Here is a 20,526-nt window from a genome sequence, read left to right as displayed (position 1 = left end):
CGAAGCTGAGAACCTGTCTATGGGAATATCACATAGACAGGTTTCTTTTTTCCAATTACATCATTTTGTAATTTGTTGGAGATTAAGATACAATAGTCAGAGTAATCGATATTTTTGCAAAAGGGTGAACTAATTCAGATGAAACCGATTTTATCGAAACCGCAGCTGGGCTACTCGAAAGCGAAGAGAAAGTTTGAGGATAGATCCAAGGTATTGGAGAAGAAAATTGAGGAGACGGCTAAGCTGCAGGAGGTAACCCAAGAGGTTATGGAGCAGCTTGTCATTGAGACCGGTTTCCACGATGCCTTTAATGATTTGCGGGCAGCGGAAGATGAACTCATCGAATGGTCGCACATGACCATGAAGCATGAGAAGACGTATAAAGACAACAAGCAGGCAATCGACGATATGTATGCAAAACTGAATACGGATCCGGCTATGCGTACACGTATTATCCAGTTGGCTATGCGTGTAAGATAATGCGCTTGAAAGGGTCTCCTTGTTAGAATTCAATAAGACGTCCATTTTGGACGTCTTATTTGCGTTTTTGTCTCATAAATTATGGGTATTGGTTATGGTAAATGTTGCTTGATGACTGGGATATTCAAGGATGTTATACTAATTTCCGTAAGGCGGAAGGACAAGAAAAAAGATGAAACAGAGGGGAACCTTAGCAAAGGTAACAATCCTGCAATTTTTTTTCGAAACACCGCAACTTTTTGAAACCCCGTGCGTTTAAGATGTAGAGCATTGACAATGATGACCTATTTAGACATTCCAACCTGTTCCTTTTGGGGAAACTTGTCTATCTATTAGAAAATTTAGCTTTACGGCACTAGGGACTCATTGTATAATGTTTAGGTAGGATTAGGAAACTAGTCTATTTCTACATTCTATTTTGTATGGTTATGTTTACAAGTTTCTGCGAGTTGATCGCAGACCTAATTTATAGGAAATCTGCTCAGGCTCTGGAAAGGGGGTGCAATGGCTAATGAGTAACACGAGCTATTCATTTAAAGAAAATTCTCATGCGATAGTTAATCAAGGAGGAGAAAAAAAGGTTATGAAGAAAATTTTATCCGTAGCTTTGTCTACAGCAATGGCATTCTCTATGTTTGCTACCGTAGCATTCGGTGCAGATGCTAATCTGTCTGACGAGCAAAAGTTTAGTGCATTGAAAGAAGCCGGTGTTATGACTGGTTTGCCTGATGGCAGCTCCAGCCTGGGGAAAGCTTTGACCAGAGCGGAATTGGCTAAAATCATCGTTAAAGCAATCGACTTGCAACCAGTAACTGGCGTTGCTTCTTACAAAGATAAGAACTACACAGCTAACCACTGGGCTGCTCCTTTCATCGAAGCCGCTACACAAGCCGGCATCATGAACGGTAAGGACGCAACTGCGAAATTGTTCGATCCTACTGGTAACGTAACTGTACAAGAACTTGCAAAAGTTCTGGTAACTGCCCTGAAACTGGAAGTTCCTTCCGACGCTAACAACACTGCTGACTCGTGGGCTAAAGGTTATGTAGCAGCTGCTGTAGAAAAAGGCTACCTGCCTGCAGGTATCAACTACCAAGCTAACGCTACTCGTTCCCAAGCTGTAGTTGCAGCTTATGCAATCTACCAAGCTAGACAAATCCCAACAGTTTCTTCTTACACAGTATCCGAAGCTGGTAAAGTTGTAGAATTCAAACTTTCCAACGACGAAACTGTAAAAGTAACTTTGGAGAAAGCTCTTGAGCCGAACAAAGAGACTGAAGTGAAATTCACTCACAATGGCCATGAGTACACTCACAAGGTGACTTACAAAACAACTGTTGCTCAAAAGGTAAGCAGCGTTACTTCCGACAACCTGAAACAAGTTGTTGTTAAATTCGATGGTACTGTAGATAAAGCTTCTGCAGAAACAAAAACTAACTACAAGATCGACGACGTAACCATCGATTCCGCTAAATTGTCCGAAGATAAAACATCAGTTACACTGTTGTTGACAGAAAATGGCGGCGACCTGGATAACAAACAAGAAACCGAGCTCGAAATCAACAATGTGAAAAATGAGGATGGTACTGTTACATTTAATACCAAAATCAAATTCACTCCTGCTGACGTAGCAGCTCCGACGGTTAAAGAAGTTGTTGGCTTGGGTACTAAAGCGTTCAAAGTTAAATTTAGCGAGCCAATCAAACAAGACCAAGCTACTATTTCCAGCAACTACGATATCGATGGAGGAACTGTAGGCGGATCTGTGGACTACATTTATCCGGATACCGTAATCATGAATGCCAACCTTTCCGTGGGCACTCATAAAGTAGCTATCAGCGATGTGGCTGATTTCTCGGGTCTGAAGGTTGCACCGGTTGAGCACAGCTTCGAAGTTGTAGAAGATACGAAAGCTCCTGAAATTGTTTCCGTTGAAACAAACGACTTGAAGGAACTGACAATCAAATTTAACGAAACAGTTAAGAGTGTAGATTCTGTTTATGTTAATACTTCTTCTAACGACGCTTCCAATATCGAATACAAGGATAACGAAATTAAAGTTACTCTTGACGACCCGATGAACTACGGCGAGAACACGGTATATGTGAAGGGCGTAAGAGACTACAGCGAAAATAAAGCTGATCGCGATGCGAAAGTAACTCCAACACTTGACACTATCCGTCCTACAGTAATCAAATCCGAACTTGAGAAGATCGACGGGGACTACAAAGTTACACTGACATTCAGTGAAGAAGTTCGCGAAGACGACGCTAAAGATTTGGATAACTATGTACTGAAAGATGCCGACGGTAAGGTAGTTAAAGATATTGATACTATTGACAAAGACGGAAACCCAACTTTGCCTGTTGACGTTACGGATTTGCCAGAAGACAACAAAGTAGTTGTTAACTTGGGTCCAGATCTTGAGAAAGATACCAAGTATCAACTGGAAGTTCGCGGTATCGGTGACACTGCTTATGTGAAGAACACAATGTTGCCGCAAACGATTGAACTCAATACTTCCAAAGCTAGCGATTCCGCGCTGGAGCAAGCTTGGGTTGATGGGGATAATCTGTACCTGCAATTCTCCAAAGACTTGGCTACAAGCGGTAACGGTGATGCACGTGATAAGAACAAGTACACGCTGTATGACACTGTAACTAAGAAGAGATATGTTTACAATGGCACAGTCAACATCTACAATGCGGATAGTGTTCGTTTGTATGCTGACAAATTCAAGGACTTCAAGGGCAAAGCAGCCGACTTGACTAGTAACTTTGAAATCGAAGTTGCTTACATTGCCGATAAGGATGGAGACTACATCAAGAACGCCAATGGCGGCTATGTACTTTCCACCGCAATCAAGGAATCCAAAGATCTGCTCAGAATTGTTACCGAGGATTCCGAAGTAGTTTCGACCGAAGAAGTTAAAATTAAATTTAACACGAAGGTTAACAGCTATAATAAGAACTACTTCCGTGTAGACGGTAAGACTGCTAATGATATCAGTATCAGCAGTGATAAAAAGACTCTTACCCTGAAATTCACTGGTAAGAACGAACTCAAGGCTGCTGGCCCGTATACTTTCGAAGTTACGAACAGCAACGCTGCTGTCGATGTTTACGGAAACAAAGTTGATGCTGATAAACCTTATACTGTGAAAGATAAAGTGAAGCCAAAAGAAGCTAGCAATACTTTCTCCGTACAAACGGCAACAGATGCAACTTATCTCTTGCTTGACGTTGCAACAACAGAAGAACTGGTAATTAAGAAGGACGGTAAGTTCACACCGGAATTTGTAAATGACCTCTTCACAGTTAAAGCAGATGATAAAGAACTTACTGTTACCAACGTAACTTATGGCAATACCAACAATGTTGTTCGCATTCAAGTTGCATTGCCATCTGCTGACTTCAGCTTTAATAGATTGAAACTTGAGTTTGACGGTGGTAAAGGCGCTATTCAAGATAAGTTTGAAAACGATTTGGAATTTAGCACATCCTTGTACTACAACAAGAAGTAATTTGTTTCAACATAAAAGCGGCCCCTTTTGGGGCTCGCTTTTTTTGTTGTAAATAAAAATAAAGAATTTAGTCATTTTCTCAAACTTTATTAAACTTTTTTTAAGGTTGTGCGTATATACTATAGATAGAAAAATACAACTGCATTTAGGAGGTTTGAACTTGAATAAAACCAAATGGATCGCTGCATCTTTGGCTGTCGCTACTTTAGTTGGAACAGCATCGATAAGTCCAATTTATGCGGCATCTAAAGCGACTAATGCACAAAAGCAAGCGGCTGTGAAGACGCTTAAAGACCTAAAAGGCGTAAATTTGGGGGCAAATAGTTCCGTCAAATTAAGCAATGTGAATATCCTAGCTCAGGATAATCAAAGTGTGTTAACTTACACCCTGACTTATTACAACAATGGGAGCAAAAGTTTATCGTTAGTTGATTATTGGACAAAGGTTAAAACCAAAACAGGCACAGTCTATAGTGCAACAGTCTTGAGCTCAGATAAAGACAAAAAAAAGGTGGTTCCCGGTTCCTCATTAAGTGTTACATATACGACGAAAATCGCTAAAGGGCTGAAATATAGTGATTTAAACTTTCAGGTCATAAAGTGGAATTTCAATGTTGCCAATTATGAGCAGATTCTTGGGACTATTAGTATTCCGTCTAATTACCTCGCCACAACACCGCTAAAAGGCACAGAGAAACTAACTTTGGGCAACTTGACAGCTTCGGCCTCCGTTAAATCGGTTAGTGTACTGAATCAAGGTAATTATAATTACGTGCACGTCGCTTTAAATCTCAAGAATACAAGTCCGCAATCTCTGGTTAATCCGGCGCTTAAGTATTTTGTACAAACCCAAAGCGGTACGCCGTTTGCACTGACTCCTGACGCTTCCAGCTCCAATGTGCAAATCCTGTCACAAGAGAACAAGACACTAAATCTAATTGCCAAACTGCCGAGTACAGTCAATTTAAATAATTTGCAGTTGGTGATATCCATGACGGATGAAACTGCAAAGAGTGAGCTTCCTGTAGCTTCCATGAATTTAGGCACGAAGCAAGGCCAGTCCTCGGTAACTGCAGCAAATCAGGAAAAAGTGTTGGATGTAGAGAATACTAATATAGCTACTAAATTGCTGAGCGTTACCCGGAATCAAAGTTTTGGTGAAAGTTCTCTTTCTATTCAGTTTTCAATAAAAAATAAAGGTGATCGCACAGTTACCTTGCCGGGATACCTATTCGAAATTCAAGCCGAAGGCAAATCCTACTCTCTGACTTCAAGCAACCTCGCGGAAATTACTTTGGAGCCGGATGAAGAAGAAATAGTTTCTGTGGATGGCTCGATTCCAGTTATTGCTAATTCCGAGAAGCTTCAGTTGGTTTTAAAGACACCAACCACAGCTGCTTCGAGCGGTGGGGGAGAAGGCACGGCAACACCAACAACCAGTGCTGCTACTTATCCAATCGCAATGTATAAACTGCCTAATTACGAGGAAATGCAGCATGCTTTGGGTCAAGAACGTACTGTAAAAAATAATGACGGTACATTTGGGGTAACTTTGAAAAGTGTTCAAACCCTTCCGTGGAATGACGGTAATCTGCTGACTTCTAAATTTACAATTGAGAACAAAGGAACTCAGGCTGCCAAGTTGCCTGATTTTGCCGGTGCCTATAAGCTCGATTTAACGGACTTGAATAGCACTGTGAATGTCGTGAGTACCAATAAGTCACAAGTACTGGGTGCTGGCGAAAAGGTAGATGTTTATGTAACAGCCAATGTTCCTGCAAGCTTGAAATTCTCGCAACTTCAAGTTCAGTTGTTGAAAAAAATCGGTACGGATAAAACATCCAGTTGGGTCATGTTCTCCAATTATGGAAAGACTAACGATCTAGACCTGGTAGCTGATGGGGCATTCTTTAATTTGAACACAGTTGGTAAGAAGGCTGACTTGCAAACACGGAAAACGTTCTTGTATAAAGGAACGACAAATGATGTGATTTATACTGAGCTCATTATGCGTAACCTGGAAGACAAGCAAAGCAACCTTTCGCGCCTAACGGGTTACTTCCGTACAAAAGATGGACAATACTATAAAGCAACTGCTAATCAAGTTACTCGTACGGTTGGACCTAAGTCTGCTAGCATTGTAACTTTCTCTGCTCAAATACCTAAAAATGCGGATGCCTCCAATTGGGACCTGGTAATCGGAGAAAGTATTTCGGAAAATAAATTTACAAGTACTGCAGAAGAGGCGGTTACAGGCTATGTGAACGCGTCGGCTATGGAGCTGAATGTCGGTAGCCGGGATCTTAAAACTTCGTTGCGGGATATCGATCTATTCCCGTACACTTTGAATATTGTAAATATCCAAGGGAAAACGGGTGGCTCAGGTCTGGAAGTACGCTTTAAGTATGAACTGAAACGTGACCTGACCTTTGAGATGGGCGAGTTCCAACATAAGTTCTTGTTGGAAGTTATGGACTCGAGCGGAGCCAAGTTTGAAAAGGAAATCGAACTTGAAAAGGATTTTGAATTAGCATCTAACAGGGAATATACCTTTGTTGTCAATGACCCTATTTTTACGAATTTCAGAAGTGGCTCATTCCAATTTTCTGTTTATGATCTCTATCAGGGAGTTAAAACTAAAATTGCTACTCAAGCAGTCGGCTATTCCGATACTGATCTTTAATCTAACTCAGAAACAAGGCCAAAGTCATAAACGACTTTGGCCTTGTTCCTTTCTCATTAAATGAATATGATAGAATCATCAAAGGAGAAATAGAGGAGGAGCAGCCATGAAGATAGCTTGGAAAGTAGCCGCGGCCGCTGTGGTGGTTGGCGGAGGAATATGGGCAGGTTCATTGATGAATTTAACGGCAGAAGGGGCCGGCGTGTCTACTCAACCGGGAACAGCTGATGATCCGGTCGTGACGAAGAGTTATGTGGATCAGGCGATCCAACAAGCCATAAAAGGCGGAGGGACAACTACGGCACCGACTACGCCGTCTACGACCAATCCGACAACACCGGCCAAGAATGAAGACAACGGTGCTAGTGCCGACGCCATCGAGATCGTCGAGGTGAAGCCAGGGAAGATCCTCATCGCCTCGGCAGGGGCAGAATTTATTGTGCGCTCGGGTAAAGCGGTGGTATACAGTGAAGATACCAGTGGTGTTGCGGATCTGACCGATGGCAAGGATATCGGCAACGGGGGGGCTGTGGCGAACAACCACTTGCTGTCTTTTCCGCGTGCGGGACGTGGTATTCAGGTTGCTGAGGGCAACAAGTACAACTTGACGGTCATGGTACGTGGGGGTTACTCGGTTAAGTAAGCAGTATAGAAAGTCATAAACCTGATACGCATGATTTTGCCAGATGTAACAAACATTAAAAGGGCTAAGCGAAGGGTTGGTGCACATACTATTCCTGTGAAAAAAATTCTGCAGGAGGTGCACCCCAAATGGCAAGAAGCAATCGTAAAATCGTACCGGAAAGCCGCCAAATGATCAATCAGATGAAATATGAAATTGCCGCGGAATTCGGACTTCCCGTTGCCACGGGTACTGGCTTGGCAGGTTCAGCGGATACTGAATTTGCCGGTGAGCTCGGCGCTTACGGCTCGGGCGGTTCAGGGGCGGAATGGAAATACATGACTTCCCGGGAAAACGGCTCGGTCGGCGGGGAAATTACGAAACGTCTTGTCGCTGAGGCGCAAAAACAGCTTCTTTTATAAAAACTGCGGACTTGTCCCTTATTTCTTTTGACATGACCTGGCAAATACGTTAATATGACTTTTGAGGATTGTCAATTCAACCTTTTCCGCTAAGGGAAAGGTTCATTTTTTGATTAGGGTCGATTTCACCCGATCGTTGATCCTCACGGATTCATCGGTATTATATTCAGTATTGGATACTTGGGCTTTTGCCATACTATCCAAAGGGGAGGTTGATTTTCATGTCCATCCAAGGGCGACACTTATTTACTTCCGAGTCCGTAACCGAAGGGCACCCGGATAAAATTTGCGACCAAATCTCCGATGCGGTTCTTGACGCATTCCTTGAGAACGATCCTTACGCTCGTGTGGCGTGCGAAGTTTCTGTCGCTACCGGGCTTGTCCTCGTAATCGGCGAAATCAGCACCAAATCGGAATATGTGGATATTCCGGCCATCGTGCGTAAAACGGTGAAAGAGATCGGGTATACCCGGGCCAAGTACGGGTTCGACTCCAACACTTGCGCTGTTTTGACATCGCTTAACGAGCAATCTGCGGATATTGCGCAAGGCGTTAATGCAGCACTGGAAAGCCGCGATCCGGCTCAAATGGACAAAGAAACCGAGAATATCGGTGCCGGCGACCAAGGCTTGATGTTCGGATTTGCTACGAATGAGACGCCGGAATTAATGCCGTTGCCGATCGCCTTGTCCCATCGTATCGCCCGCCGCCTTTCCGAGGTACGGAAGGATGGTACGCTGGATTACCTCCGTCCGGACGGTAAAACCCAGGTGACCATCGAGTACATCGATGGCAAACCGAAACGTGTGGACACGATTGTCGTATCCACGCAGCATGCCGAAGAAATCACCCTGGAGCAAATCCAGAAAGATATTAAAGAAAAAGTCATTCTCCCTGTCGTTCCGGCGGAATTGCTGGATGGGGAAACGAAATATTTCATTAACCCGACAGGCCGTTTTGTTATCGGCGGTCCGCAAGGCGACGCCGGTCTGACAGGCCGTAAAATTATTGTCGACACCTACGGTGGTTATGCGCGCCATGGCGGCGGTGCCTTCTCCGGGAAGGATCCGACCAAGGTTGACCGTTCGGCGGCTTATGCAGCCCGGTACGTGGCCAAAAACCTCGTTGCCGCCGGCTTGGCCGATAAAGTGGAAATTCAACTCGCCTACGCGATTGGCGTAGCCAACCCGGTCTCCATTAACGTAGACACGTATGGAACAGGGAAGATTGCGGAAGAGAAGCTGGTTGAGCTGGTTCGCGAAAACTTTGATCTTCGTCCGGCGGGCATTATTCGGATGCTGGATCTCCGTCGTCCGATTTACCGTCAAACCGCGGCATACGGTCACTTCGGCCGTACGGATATCGACCTTCCTTGGGAACGCGTCGACAAGGCTGAGGCTTTGAAAGCTCAAGCTGGTATCTAAGAAAAACACATACAGGGTATCTTGCTCCGTTTGGAGGTAAGATATCCTGTTTTTTATTTTGAAAATAACCCTTTCCACGGATTCCCTAAACTTCGCCCCCTCATCTGCCGTTAATAAATATAGGTATGCGCTTTATGGCCTATGGCGTGAAATGATACATAAGCGATGCAGGTGAAAGGGGAATTTTGACGAATGAAACGAAAAGTATCGGCATTTTTGGCCATCTTTATGGTCATCAATCTGTTAAACGCTTGGGGAAGCTTGTCGGTTTCGGCGGCCATCTCTCCGACGGATTTGGTCAGTTCAAGCCCGGCTAACGGGGAGAGCAACGTACCTGTCAGTACCAAAATCACGATGCGGTTTAACCAGAAGGTCACCTCGAATGGGGCGATCTGGTTAACGAAAAGCGGCACCACCAGTTCGGAAAGAATCAACGCTACCGTTACTTCGGCAACGTATGAGGTGCAGTTTTCTCCCTCACGACAGCTTGATTACAACACGCAGTATACGGTAGAAGTGCCTAGAGGTACCTTTGTCGGAGAAGACGGTACGATGAATGAGGTGAAGAACTGGACCTTTAGAACGGTCGCCGGAAGCACAAGTTCGATTACGGTGTCTTCTTTTTATCCATCTGCCGGGAGCACGAATGTCAGTGTGAATGTCCAGCCGAGCATACAGTTCAATAAAAATGTAAAGCTGAATACTTCGCAGGGGGGGCTTACGCTTCGCAAATCCAGCAACTCCTACTCCGTTCCGATTAATGTGACATCCAACGGTTACAATACGATCACGATCAAGCCGAAATCCGCACTGGAGTCGGGAACGACTTATTATGTGGAAGCTGACCGCAATGGCATTATGGACGCTAGTGATAGTTCCAAATACTTTGAAGGTTTCTCAGGCAGCAGCCGTTGGTACTTTACTACGGCATCTGATAACGATAAAACGGCACCGGTTCTCCAGAATGCTTCGATGTATAACAATACACGAATCCGTTTGCAGTACAATGAAAGGCTCGATTCCTCCATATATATTTCAGACGATAGTTTTACGGTAACCGTAAATGGGGAAAGCCGTAAGGTTGATGACGTCTCTGTTTCGGGAGAGTATGTGTACGTGGAGTTAAGAACCGGGGTAGCGGTAGGGCAGGACGTTAAAATTAGTTATACCGGACAGTCGATTAGGGACCGTTCGGGGAATGCCGCTGCGACTTTCTCCAGCCGTGTGGTTACCAATGGGATTGATTCGGTGAGTCCAAAGCCAAGCGACGGTAGAGCTAGCGGAAATACAGTAACTTTGTACTTTACCGAAACATTAAAAAGTCCATCGAGCAGTGCGTATCAGCAATTCACGATAATGGCAGACGGCAAGGCAAAGAGCATTAGCAGGTTAGCACACAGTGGATCGACCATTACGCTTTACCTATCCGATTCCATTTCCAACGGTGAAGTCGTAAAAGTCTCTTATAAACCCGGCTCGTATCCGTTGCAGGATTACAGAGGCATGGAAATTGCCGGATTCAATGATTACTTTGTACGCAATACTTATGATTCCGTGGCACCCGTATTTCAGAGTGCGCAAGGCTCCGATAGAACCATTATTTTAAACTATAATGAGGCTTTAAGAACAACCCAATTACCTTTAAAAAGCCAGTTCTCGGTGCTGGTTAATAATGCGCCAGTATATGTAAATGCTGTGGAAATTAAGAATAATCAGGTTATTCTCACTTTAGCTTCCTCTTTTACACAGTCACAAGCGGTAACCGTCTCCTACGTAGCTGACGGCAGTGACGGGATTGCCGATCTGAACGGAAATCTGGCGGGTTACATTAATCTGCAGCCTGTCACCTATACGTCGGTAGCCGAGGGGGTACGTTCCGCCACAGTGACGGGTGACACATTGACGATCACCTATAACAACACGCTGCGGGGGATGTCTTACCTCCCGGTGAATCAATTTAATGTATTCGTGGACAAGGTTAGCGTAGGTATCAAATCCGCTACGATTAGCGGGAACACCGTCGTACTGAAACTGGCATCGCCTGTAACGGCCGGGCAGGTAGTTACGCTGTCTTATTTGACGGGGGCGGCTCCGCTTTACGATACGCTTGGCAATCAACTGAAAAGCTTTAACAACATAGCGGTACAAAATACGGCGGGGGGCCAAACGAATCCAAATGGACAGACCCCGACGACGCCAACCTCCCAACCGGAGTATCTCACGAACATGTCGAATGTCGATTTTGGCGTGGGCGGGTACTTGTTGAATATCAGCGCGGCTCAAGCGGCGGACAGCCGTTCCAAATTCGGCCAGGGGATCAAAAAATATACGATCGATACGGTGAAGCTGCAGAATGCATACAAATACCTAACGGCGAGCAACGCGGCGACAAAACGGATCGTGTTCGAGGTGCCTTCCACCGAAAAGGCGGCTGAGGTGATTGTTCCTGTAACCGCCCTGATGGACATGTACAGCAGCGGTAAAACCGGTAACTTTGCGGTGAAATACAATTCGGTAATGTATGATCTGCCCATCGAGAAAATCCCTTATATGGAGATCTCGAGATCCTTGAATGTATCGGCGCTAACCTCCGCATTTATCACCATACAGTTGGAGCCGGTAACGAAGGTTCAGATGCCGACGTTGAACTATAGTAATGGGGTTACGACAACGCCTTTGATCGACCCGATTCAAATCGGTGTGACGGTGTTTAGCGACACGGCAGCGCAAAACGCAGTCGAGTTGAATACGACCGGAACCATTTACATGAAAGCACCCAACACAACGGCCAGCAATCAAACGTTCCTGGCTCAATACGAGCTGTTAAGCAGAACAGCCTCTTTCGTACCTTCGAGTGTCAAGGGGGCCGGAAACGCGTTTATATTCAGCGGAAAGATCAACGGAAGCAAAGCGGTTGGGCCCGCGGCGGGCTACAGTTACTTTACGGATACCCTGAAGCATTGGGCGAGTAAAGATATTACGGAGCTTGCGAGCAAGCTGATCATCGATACCCGTTCGGGAACCAAATTTGAACCCGACAAAAACATCACCCGCGCCGAGTTTGCCGTGTTCATCGCTAAAGGGCTCGGGCTGACCCCGGACGCCTCAAATGCACGCCGGTTCTCCGACGTCGCGTCGGGAAGCGCGGTAGCAGGGTACATTGGCGCGGCGGCGAAAGCGGGAATTATCAACGGAACACCCGATGGGACGTTTAAACCGGGAAGCCCGATCACCCGGGAGCAGATGGCTTTGATGATGGTACGGGCGATGGAGTATGCCGGACAGGATACGAGCCTGGGTACTTCTGCCGCGCAGGTGCTCGGCCGCTTTAAAGATAACTCGAAGATCCAGTCCAAGGAAACGGTGGCCAAAGCGGTCAAGGCGGGCATTATCCAGGGCGTTAACGCCTATACGTTCCAGCCTAAGGGGAATGCAACCCGTGCCCAAGCTGCAGTAATGGTTAAGCGGGTTTTGAACAATTTGAACTACCTGTAAAAATATGTGCAGACCCATGCTATGCGGCCTGCTCTCTTTCTCGGAGAGTGGGCTGTTTCTTTTTGGAAATAGAAATTTTCGCCAAATCTCATGAAATTTGCTTTTTTTCGTAACTTTTCCGCCCGATTGTAGTCTATTAAATAGGTGGAAGATTCCCGGGGAGGTCTCCGGATCATAGATAGCACACAAAAGATGGGAGAGTAGCAAAATAAAATGGTAGTTCGTAGAGAAGAAACCGGAAAGAAGACGAAACGGGTTCAATTGGCTGCAAATCGGGGGAAAAAGTGGATTCTAGTTTCGTTGGCGGGGCTGATCTGGATTCAGCCGGTCGTGTTGCCCGAGTTGTTCGGGGGTTCGGCATCGACGATTCATGCGGCGGCCAGCCAGGCCACCCGTTTGGGAGAGGAAATCGTTACGTCCGGAGCGAAGCTCGTAAAATATCGTTACACGACTACACGTTCGGGGAAGCAGGTCAATGTGCTGGCCGACGTAGTCGAAGTAGATTTAAGTAACCCGTACGTCCAATTGGATGTGATGACGGGCAAGGGAGGCCAATTGACGACCCGGCAAGCCGTGGAAGGCATGGCCAAGGAAACCGGCGCCGTTGCCGGTGTGAACGGGGACTTCTTTGCCACCGGGGGACAAGGGGTACCGATGGGCGCCGCCGTTTCCAAAGGCACGCTGGTGACCAGTCCGGCACAGCTTACGGGGATGTTTGCTTTTGGAGTAAAAAGCGACAATACGCCGGTCATCGATCGTTACGGCTTCAGCGGCACCATCCTGGCCGAAGACGGCTCGACGTTCCCGCTGGCGGGGATAAACCAGGAGTCCTATACAACGGAGCCGGAGAAGGCTTACAGCCATGTGAACAAGATGTTTATCTACACCAGCGCCTGGAAATCCGAAGACCGTCCGAAAGGGAGCGGAACGACACCGACAGAGGTGCTGGTTCAGGGCGGAGTTGTCCAGCAAATTTCTTCTCAGTCGGCAATTCCCGGTCCGGTTCCGGCGGACGGGTATATTTTGCGTGCGCATGGTCTAGCGGCAGATTACATATCCGCTCATCTTGCGGTTGGGCAGCGGGTGGAAACGACGTACCAGTTGGTTTCCCAAACGAGCGGGCAGGAGATCAACCCTTCCGATTTCAAAATGATGATCGGGGGTCATACGCTTCTGGTTGATCAGGGGAAGGCTTCCTCGTTCACCCGCTCGACGACCTCGATCAGCGGAGGCAGTTCCGTGGCCCGGACGGCGGTAGGTTACTCGCAAGACGGGAAGAAGGCCTACATTATCACGGCCGAGAAGAACAGCGACAGTCCCGGGATGACCTTAAAGGAACTGCAAAGCTTTATGACTTCGATCGGGGTCTGGAAAGGGCTAAACCTCGACGGCGGGGGGTCGACGACGATGGTTACGCGTCCGCTCGCGGAGACGGAAGCCGAACTGACCTTTACGACCTCCAACGGGTCGGCGGGTCAACGGGCCGTGGCCAATGGACTCGGCGTGTTCACGATAGCTCCCCAGGGAACGCTCAAAGGACTGCGGGTTAGCGGAGCATCGACATTGCTGATCGGGCAGACGGTGTCTTTTACCTTGAAGGGCTATGACAACTATTACAACCCGATCGATACGTCGGGCGTTCAAGCCACCTGGAAGTCGAGCAACGGGAATGTGGCGTGGACCGGATCGGGCTTCAAGGGCGTGAAAGCGGGCACCGCGAAAATTACGGCGGTAAGCGGTGAGGCCAAGAGCAGCATGGACGTGACCGTGCTCGGCGGCAGCGATCTGGACGGCTTGACGCCGGTAACGACGTTTGCGCCATTGGAAGCCGGGGCAACCGTATCTGTACCGGTGACCGCCAAATTGAAAAACGGGCGCACCGTTGAAGTGCCGAATGAGGCGGTGAAGTGGGTATTCTCCGGCATGAAGGCAAGCGTGCAAAATGGAGTTCTGACGGTGCAATCCATTAACAACGGAGCGAAGGTAGCTTACGCCACGCCGAAATATGACGGATTCAGCGGCACGCCGATCGTGCTGTCCTCTTCCGAAGAGCAGGTATGGGAAAGCTTTGAAAACGCGAGCTATCCGGTATCCTTCACAGGGTTGCCGGCGGAGGCCAAAGGAACGGCAGCAATCGTGCAGGGCACTGGAGAGCGCTCCAACTCCAAGGTGCTTCAACTGGATTATGACCTCACCGGAGGAACCGGCAATAAATTCGGTTACGCCCAGATCAATGGAACCGCAGGCAAAGCCATTCCTGAAGGGGCCACTTCGATGGCGATCGACGTTCTCGGGGATTCGAGTCTGAACTGGCTGCGGGCCGAGTTTGCCGGAGCGGACGGAAAGAGCGTTTATGTGGATCTTGCGCGGCCGCTCGACTTCACCGGTTGGAAGACGTTGACGATCGATCTGACCGCGAGCGGACTGAAACACCCGGCCAAGCTGAAACGGCTTTATGTGGTCAATCTGGAGGACGGTCAGGATGAGCGCGCTTTGACGGGCAGCGTATCTTTTGACAATATCCGGTTTACCGCGCCGGCGACGGGCGGGAATGCGGCTTTGGATACCGGCCTGCCGAGCGCTAAGGTGATCATGACGGCAGGACAGAAATCGATGACCGTAAACGGACAAAAACAAAATATGGACGTGGCTCCGCTTATAAAGGACGGAACGACGTATATCCCGATCAAGTATGTGGTGGATGCTTTTGGCGGGGAAGCGGCGTGGAACAAAACGGCGGGGAAAATCACCGTGACGCGCGGGACCAGCGTGCTGGAGTTAACCGTGGGCAAGAAGGAATTCATCCTTAACGGAGCGACGAAAAAGGCCGAGGTTTCTCCGATTATTGACAATAATAGGACTTTAGTCCCGCTACGGTTGGTATCGGAGCAGCTAGGGATATCCGTAAATTGGGAAAAGAAAACCAAATCCATTACCCTTGAATCATGATATGATAAGTTCGGAGTATACGGACACAGGAAATGGAGAAGGGTGAAGTGGCAGACTATCAAGCTGATGCAATTGACCGCGTTATTAAAAACGCCGTAGGCGTTATGGAAAATAGCAAGCTGCAGATCCTTGAAATTTTGGACGCAGCGCGGAATGAGCTGAAGACGCTCAACAATGAGTTGCAGCAGGTCGTTAAAGAAACCGCAGAGACCGTGGAAAAGGTCGACCAACTGGAAATCAATTACCGACGTTCCCGCATCCGGCTGACGGAAGTCAGCCGGGATTTTGTGCGGTACAAGGAAGAAGACATCAAGCAGGCGTATGAGAAGGCCACCCAGCTACAGTTGGATCTTTTGATTTACCGGGAAAAAGAAATGTATCTGAAGGCGCGCAGGGACGAACTTCAGAAGCGGGCGAGAAATGTCGAAAAATCCGTGGAACGGGCGGAAACCGTCAGTTCGCAAATGGGCGTTGTCTTGGAATACCTGTCAGGCGAACTAGGTCAAGTGACCCGGATTTTGGAATCCGCCAAAAACCGTCAGATGATCGGTTTAAAGATTATTTTGGCGCAAGAAGAAGAAAGAAAGCGGATCTCGCGGGAGATTCATGACGGGCCGGCTCAGCTTTTGGCGAATCTAGTTCTTAGGACGGAAATTGTGGAAAGAATGCTTGCCAAGCAGGAATTTAAGATGGTACAGGACGAAATAGTAGACTTGAAGAGTCAAGTCCGTTCCAGTCTGGAAGAAATGCGGAAAGTCATTTTTAATTTGCGTCCCATGGCTTTAGATGACCTAGGTTTGATTCCGACTTTGCGCAAGTATGTACATGATTTCGAAGAGAAGACCAAAATTAGAACGACCTTCGAAACAAGAGGGAAAGAACATCGCATGTCTTCACCCATGGAAGCGGCGGTATTCAGACTGGTTCAGGAAGCTCTCACTAATGCAGCCAAGCATGCCTTTCCTACCTATGTTGGCGTCGATATCACCTATCAGGCTCAAATGGTCAAAATCGTGGTTCAGGACAATGGACTGGGATTCAAGGTTGACCAGTTGGAGCAGAAGACAAAGGAGCACACCCATTTTGGTCTGATCGGGATGCGGGAACGGGTAGAATTGCTGGAAGGAAGAATGGAAATAGAGTCGACAGCGAATATAGGCACCAAAATCATTATCCACATTCCGACAAATGCAGAGAAGAGAAAGGAGTACCAGGATGGATAACCTTGTTACTAACAGTAGACAAACAATTAAAGTTCTCTTGGCTGACGATCACCAGCTGTTTCGCGAGGGATTGAAACGGATTTTGAATATGGAGGAAGATATCGAGGTCGTGGGGGAATGCGGTGACGGCTCACAGGTTCTGGAGTGCTGCCACCAGCTCGAACCGGAGATCGTACTCATGGACATCAACATGCCGCTCTTGAACGGAGTGGATGCGACGGCCGAGCTTCGCGATGCGCTTCCGGAGGTAAAGGTCATTATTTTATCGATTCATGATGATGAAAGTTATGTATTTGAAACCCTGCGCAAAGGGGCGACCGGTTATTTGCTGAAGGATATGGAGGCCGAGTCGCTGATCAACGCGATCCGCACGGTGGCGGAGGGCAACGCCTTCATTCATCCGAAGGTAACGGGCAAATTGATTCAACAGCTTCGCCGTATGGAATATTTGAGCGAAACCGGCGCCATTGCGGAAGATCATGCGATTCGCGAAGCCGGGGTCAAATTCGTGGCCGGTGAAGATAATCCGTTAACGCGCCGCGAAGCGGAAGTGCTTCGGTTAATGGCGGAAGGACGCAGCAACAAGATGATCGGAGAACACTTGTTTATCAGTGAGAAAACGGTCAAAAACCATGTCAGCAGCATTCTGCAAAAAATGGATGTCGACGACCGGACGCAAGCCGTTATCAACGCCATTAAATTCGGCTGGGTAACCCTGTAAAGGAACTGACAAGCAGGCCGTACAGCACGAATTAGGGATCTTTTGCGGTCTAGTGTTCCAAATTTTGTTGGAACATGAAATAAGAGGACGCCCTCTTGTTCTAAAAAATTTTAGAGTAAGAGGGTTTGCCGGGGCGCATACATAAGATTAAAATTGTTAATATAGCTTAACGAGCAAAACGCGTTTGGAACCGTCTTCCTTGGTGCGGCATATATTGTCGCTATATAGGGGTGTTCGGCAGCGGTGGGAAAGGCCCGCCGCCGAAGGGCTCTACAAGGAGGAATGGCCATGGTTGTTCACATGGGTTGGATTCTGTTCGGCTATGTGGTGGCGGCGCTGCTCGTTCACCTTTCTTACGGCAGGCTTCGGCGGCAAGCGCCGGAGGACTCCGGGGGAACGCACTATATTTTGGTTACGCGGAATCACGGGGACCAAATGGAGTGGTATTTAAGGGCTTTATCATGGTATGCGCGGATTCGTGGCGAGTCCGTTAAGGTGACGGTGCTGGACGATTATTCCCAGGATGATACCCGTAAGATCGTGCACAAGCTGCGGGATCAGCCGGGGATCGACTTGACGCTGCGGTCATGGCGAGCGTCGGGCGATTCGGGAAAAATCGGGTCGGGCACTCTGACAGGGGAAGAGACTCTGATTCATGTGGATCTTCGCAAGCCGCAGGAGGCGGCGAAAATTCCCTATGTCCAGGTATAATTCAATAATTTACAGAGGATATGAGTTAAAGGTGTGAAGCACACTCTTTCAGGCGAAAGGCCGGGGAGTGTGCTTTTTTGCGTTTATGCCCATTTATCCGTATTTTTGACTTTTACAATCCGGAGTAACTTGAGAGTGAAGTTTGAAAGCGACTACATTCAGAATGAAATGTTATCTAAAAGAGAGGGGAACCAAATGAAAGCAGGATTGTATGCCGTAAGGGGGAAGCAAGCTTGGACTTTATGGGTCACTTTGGATTTATGTACCGACCTTGATTGGTGGTCCAAAAGATTGGAGGAGGCGGGAGGCCGGTTTAGTGCGGCCGAGGGAGTATTTCAGATCTCATCCGCAATGCCTTTGGGATGGGCTGTGACGCTTAGGGACGATTTCGGTCATCGTCCGGGGGCGGAGTTGGATCGTTGGTCGGACCGTGATTGGCTCCGGTACATGGAGGGAGTTCTAGGCGCGGAACTGCTGGCGGAACGAACGAAGGTCGTGATTGGCGGAGGACAAGGCGTGCCGATGGGGATCCGTTCGCTGGGCGAAGCGGCGAACTTGAAGTGGTTGTGGGTCCGAGGGCGGGGATTTACGGCCTCGGGGGCGGCCCTGCTGCGCGGGCGGGACTTCCCCGCAGCGGGGCCGCTTGAAGCGTCGCGACTCGCCGACGCGCTGGCTGGGCGGTCGCTGCTGGAAGCGGAGCTCCAGCAACTGTTGGCGGAACGCCTGCCGGAGCTGGGCCCGGCCTGGCGCTCCGCGCTGCAGCACGCGCACCTGCAGGGGCGCGTGCAGCTCACGTCGGGCGTCGCGCGAGCGGACGCCCGAGGCGGGCCGGCCCGCCCGCTGGTGCGGCGGGCCCCGGAGCTCCGCTGCCGGCGCTGCGGCAGCGGGGTGCACCGTCGCACGCCCTGCGGGTCGTGCGGCTGCGGCGGCTGCGCCTACTGCGAGGCCTGCTTCGCGCTGGGGCGCAGCCGCTCTTGTGCGCTGCTGCTGCGCGGCAGCAGCGCCGAGGTGCCGCCCGCCGCAGGCGGTGGCACGGGGTGCCCCACCGGGTCCCTGCTGGACCGGTGGGGCCTGAGCCCGGCGCAGCGCGAAGCGGCCGCCGCCGCGCTGCGTTTTTTGGCGCAGCCGCCGGAACCGGCTGCGCCAGCCCCCACGGCCGCCTCCCCCGAGGCCGGCGGCCCGCTGCGCGTCGCTTGGTCGCGAATCGGTATCCCGATTCTTGGCCGACTGCTGCCGCGCCGCGCGGCTCCGTCCGGGCCGACGCCGGGACCGCCGCGATTTCTGCTCTGGGCGGTGACCGGTGCGGGCAAGACGGAGATGATCTTTCCGCTGCTCCGCTACAGCCTGGACCGCGGCGGCAAAGTACTCGTCGCGACGCCGAGGCGCGACGTCGTCCTGGAACTCGGTCCGCGAATCGCCAAGGCTTTCCCGGAAGTGCCCACCGCCGTGCTTTACGGGGGGAGCCCGCAGCGCTGGGCGGAGGCCAAGCTGGTTCTGTCGACGACCCACCAGCTGATGCGGTTTTACCAGGCTTTTGATCTGGTCATTATCGATGAGATCGACGCCTTCCCGTACCACAACGACCCGATGCTCGCGTATGCCGCAGCGCAGTCCTGCAAGCCGTGCGGCCGGTTTGTTTTTCTCTCGGCTACGCCGCCGGCTCGCTTGGAGCGTGAGGTTCGGAGCGGCAGCCTGCCCCATGCCAAGGTTCCGGCGAGGTTCCACGGTCACCCGCTACCGCTGCCCGTGCGGATCGGCATGAAGCCGGTCGATGTTTGCCTGCGTAGGGGGGAGCTGCCCAAGGCCTTGCTTGCTGCTTTGGAGACGTCGATGCAAAGAGGCGCGCAGATTTTTGTTTTTGTGGCGCGGATTCGCCATATTGAACCTGTCGTAGCTCTTTTGCGGAAGCATTTCTCAGCGGTGGCCGTTGAAGGGACGTCATCGCAGGACAAGCAGCGAGGTGACCATGTGCTCGAATTCCGCGCCGCCCAAACCCGAATTCTGGTAACGACCACCATTTTGGAACGTGGCGTAACCATACCAAAGAGCGATGTATACATATTGGATGCAGACAGTGAACTGTTCGACGAGGCCTCGTTGGTGCAAATGGCGGGGCGGGCGGGAAGGTCCAAAGACGATCCCAAAGGGCGAGTCGTGTTCGCCTCTCCAGAATGGACCCGTTCGCAAAAGGGAGCCGTCCGTCAAATTCGCGAGATGAATGAAATGGCGTATAAGCATGGTTTTTTAAAAGAAGATGAGGAGGTTGTTTAAAA

General features: G+C 49.3%; 12 protein-coding genes. All 12 read left to right on the top strand.

Translation table 11 applies throughout. The features are described from left to right. Positions 1 to 138: 138 nt before the first annotated feature. Complete coding sequence (locus tag LBW89_RS13370) at positions 139 to 480, top strand: hypothetical protein (RefSeq protein WP_148452958.1); 342 nt, start codon at positions 139 to 141, stop codon at positions 478 to 480. Positions 481 to 991: 511 nt separating this feature from the next. Next, positions 992 to 4,003 (top strand): S-layer homology domain-containing protein, encoded by a 3,012-nt coding sequence (locus LBW89_RS13365; protein ID WP_148452956.1) that lies wholly within the window; start codon positions 992 to 994, stop codon positions 4,001 to 4,003. A 160-nt stretch (positions 4,004 to 4,163) separates the two neighbouring features. Continuing rightward, the gene (locus LBW89_RS13360; RefSeq protein WP_148452954.1) at positions 4,164 to 6,686 is read left to right on the top strand and encodes a hypothetical protein; all 2,523 of its coding nucleotides are present in this window, start codon (positions 4,164 to 4,166) and stop codon (positions 6,684 to 6,686) included. A gap of 106 nt (positions 6,687 to 6,792) precedes the next feature. Further along, entirely contained in the window at positions 6,793 to 7,329 is a 537-nt protein-coding gene (locus LBW89_RS13355; RefSeq protein ID WP_148452952.1) for a hypothetical protein, read from the top strand. Between the two features lie 128 nt (positions 7,330 to 7,457). Further along, positions 7,458 to 7,730 (top strand): alpha/beta-type small acid-soluble spore protein, encoded by a 273-nt coding sequence (locus tag LBW89_RS13350; protein ID WP_148452950.1) that lies wholly within the window; start codon positions 7,458 to 7,460, stop codon positions 7,728 to 7,730. A 221-nt stretch (positions 7,731 to 7,951) separates the two neighbouring features. Beyond that, positions 7,952 to 9,154, top strand: a complete 1,203-nt coding sequence (metK, locus tag LBW89_RS13345; protein WP_148452948.1) for a methionine adenosyltransferase — start codon at positions 7,952 to 7,954, stop codon at positions 9,152 to 9,154. Between the two features lie 192 nt (positions 9,155 to 9,346). Then, entirely contained in the window at positions 9,347 to 12,649 is a 3,303-nt protein-coding gene (locus LBW89_RS13340; RefSeq protein WP_148452946.1) for a SwmB domain-containing protein, read from the top strand. 213 nt (positions 12,650 to 12,862) lie between these two features. Then, positions 12,863 to 15,598, top strand: a complete 2,736-nt coding sequence (locus tag LBW89_RS13335; RefSeq protein ID WP_148452944.1) for a stalk domain-containing protein — start codon at positions 12,863 to 12,865, stop codon at positions 15,596 to 15,598. 47 nt (positions 15,599 to 15,645) lie between these two features. Next, the gene (locus LBW89_RS13330) at positions 15,646 to 16,821 is read left to right on the top strand and encodes a sensor histidine kinase (protein ID WP_225039318.1); all 1,176 of its coding nucleotides are present in this window, start codon (positions 15,646 to 15,648) and stop codon (positions 16,819 to 16,821) included. Next, positions 16,814 to 17,542, top strand: a complete 729-nt coding sequence (locus LBW89_RS13325; protein WP_148452939.1) for a response regulator — start codon at positions 16,814 to 16,816, stop codon at positions 17,540 to 17,542. Before LBW89_RS13330 ends, LBW89_RS13325 begins: the two co-directional genes overlap by 8 nt. A 288-nt stretch (positions 17,543 to 17,830) precedes the next feature. Continuing rightward, a complete protein-coding gene (locus LBW89_RS13320; RefSeq protein ID WP_148452937.1) occupies positions 17,831 to 18,253 on the top strand; it encodes a hypothetical protein in 423 nt (140 codons plus the stop codon). A gap of 195 nt (positions 18,254 to 18,448) precedes the next feature. After that, positions 18,449 to 20,524: a helicase-related protein gene (locus tag LBW89_RS13315; protein ID WP_148452935.1), complete on the top strand. Its 2,076-nt coding sequence runs from the start codon at positions 18,449 to 18,451 to the stop codon at positions 20,522 to 20,524. The last annotated feature ends 2 nt before the right edge of the window (positions 20,525 to 20,526 follow it).

Origin of the sequence: Paenibacillus sp. alder61 (assembly GCF_020179875.1) — a bacterium.
Taxonomy (GTDB): Bacteria; Bacillota; Bacilli; order Paenibacillales; family Paenibacillaceae; genus Fontibacillus; species Fontibacillus faecis.
Note: the sequence above shows the minus strand (reverse complement) of the source record. Positions and strands in the feature narration are given on the sequence as shown.

What these genes read in the sequence shown, in the direction of transcription:
- LBW89_RS13340 (WP_148452946.1), top strand. Translation starts at nt 9,347, where the DNA reads ATGAAACGAAAAGTATCGGCATTTTTGGCCATCTTTATGGTCATCAAT.
- metK (WP_148452948.1), top strand. Translation starts at nt 7,952, where the DNA reads ATGTCCATCCAAGGGCGACACTTATTTACTTCCGAGTCCGTAACCGAA.
- LBW89_RS13320 (WP_148452937.1), top strand. Translation starts at nt 17,831, where the DNA reads ATGGTTGTTCACATGGGTTGGATTCTGTTCGGCTATGTGGTGGCGGCG.
- LBW89_RS13335 (WP_148452944.1), top strand. Translation starts at nt 12,863, where the DNA reads ATGGTAGTTCGTAGAGAAGAAACCGGAAAGAAGACGAAACGGGTTCAA.
- LBW89_RS13365 (WP_148452956.1), top strand. Translation starts at nt 992, where the DNA reads ATGAGTAACACGAGCTATTCATTTAAAGAAAATTCTCATGCGATAGTT.
- LBW89_RS13370 (WP_148452958.1), top strand. Translation starts at nt 139, where the DNA reads ATGAAACCGATTTTATCGAAACCGCAGCTGGGCTACTCGAAAGCGAAG.
- LBW89_RS13325 (WP_148452939.1), top strand. Translation starts at nt 16,814, where the DNA reads ATGGATAACCTTGTTACTAACAGTAGACAAACAATTAAAGTTCTCTTG.
- LBW89_RS13315 (WP_148452935.1), top strand. Translation starts at nt 18,449, where the DNA reads ATGAAAGCAGGATTGTATGCCGTAAGGGGGAAGCAAGCTTGGACTTTA.
- LBW89_RS13355 (WP_148452952.1), top strand. Translation starts at nt 6,793, where the DNA reads ATGAAGATAGCTTGGAAAGTAGCCGCGGCCGCTGTGGTGGTTGGCGGA.
- LBW89_RS13350 (WP_148452950.1), top strand. Translation starts at nt 7,458, where the DNA reads ATGGCAAGAAGCAATCGTAAAATCGTACCGGAAAGCCGCCAAATGATC.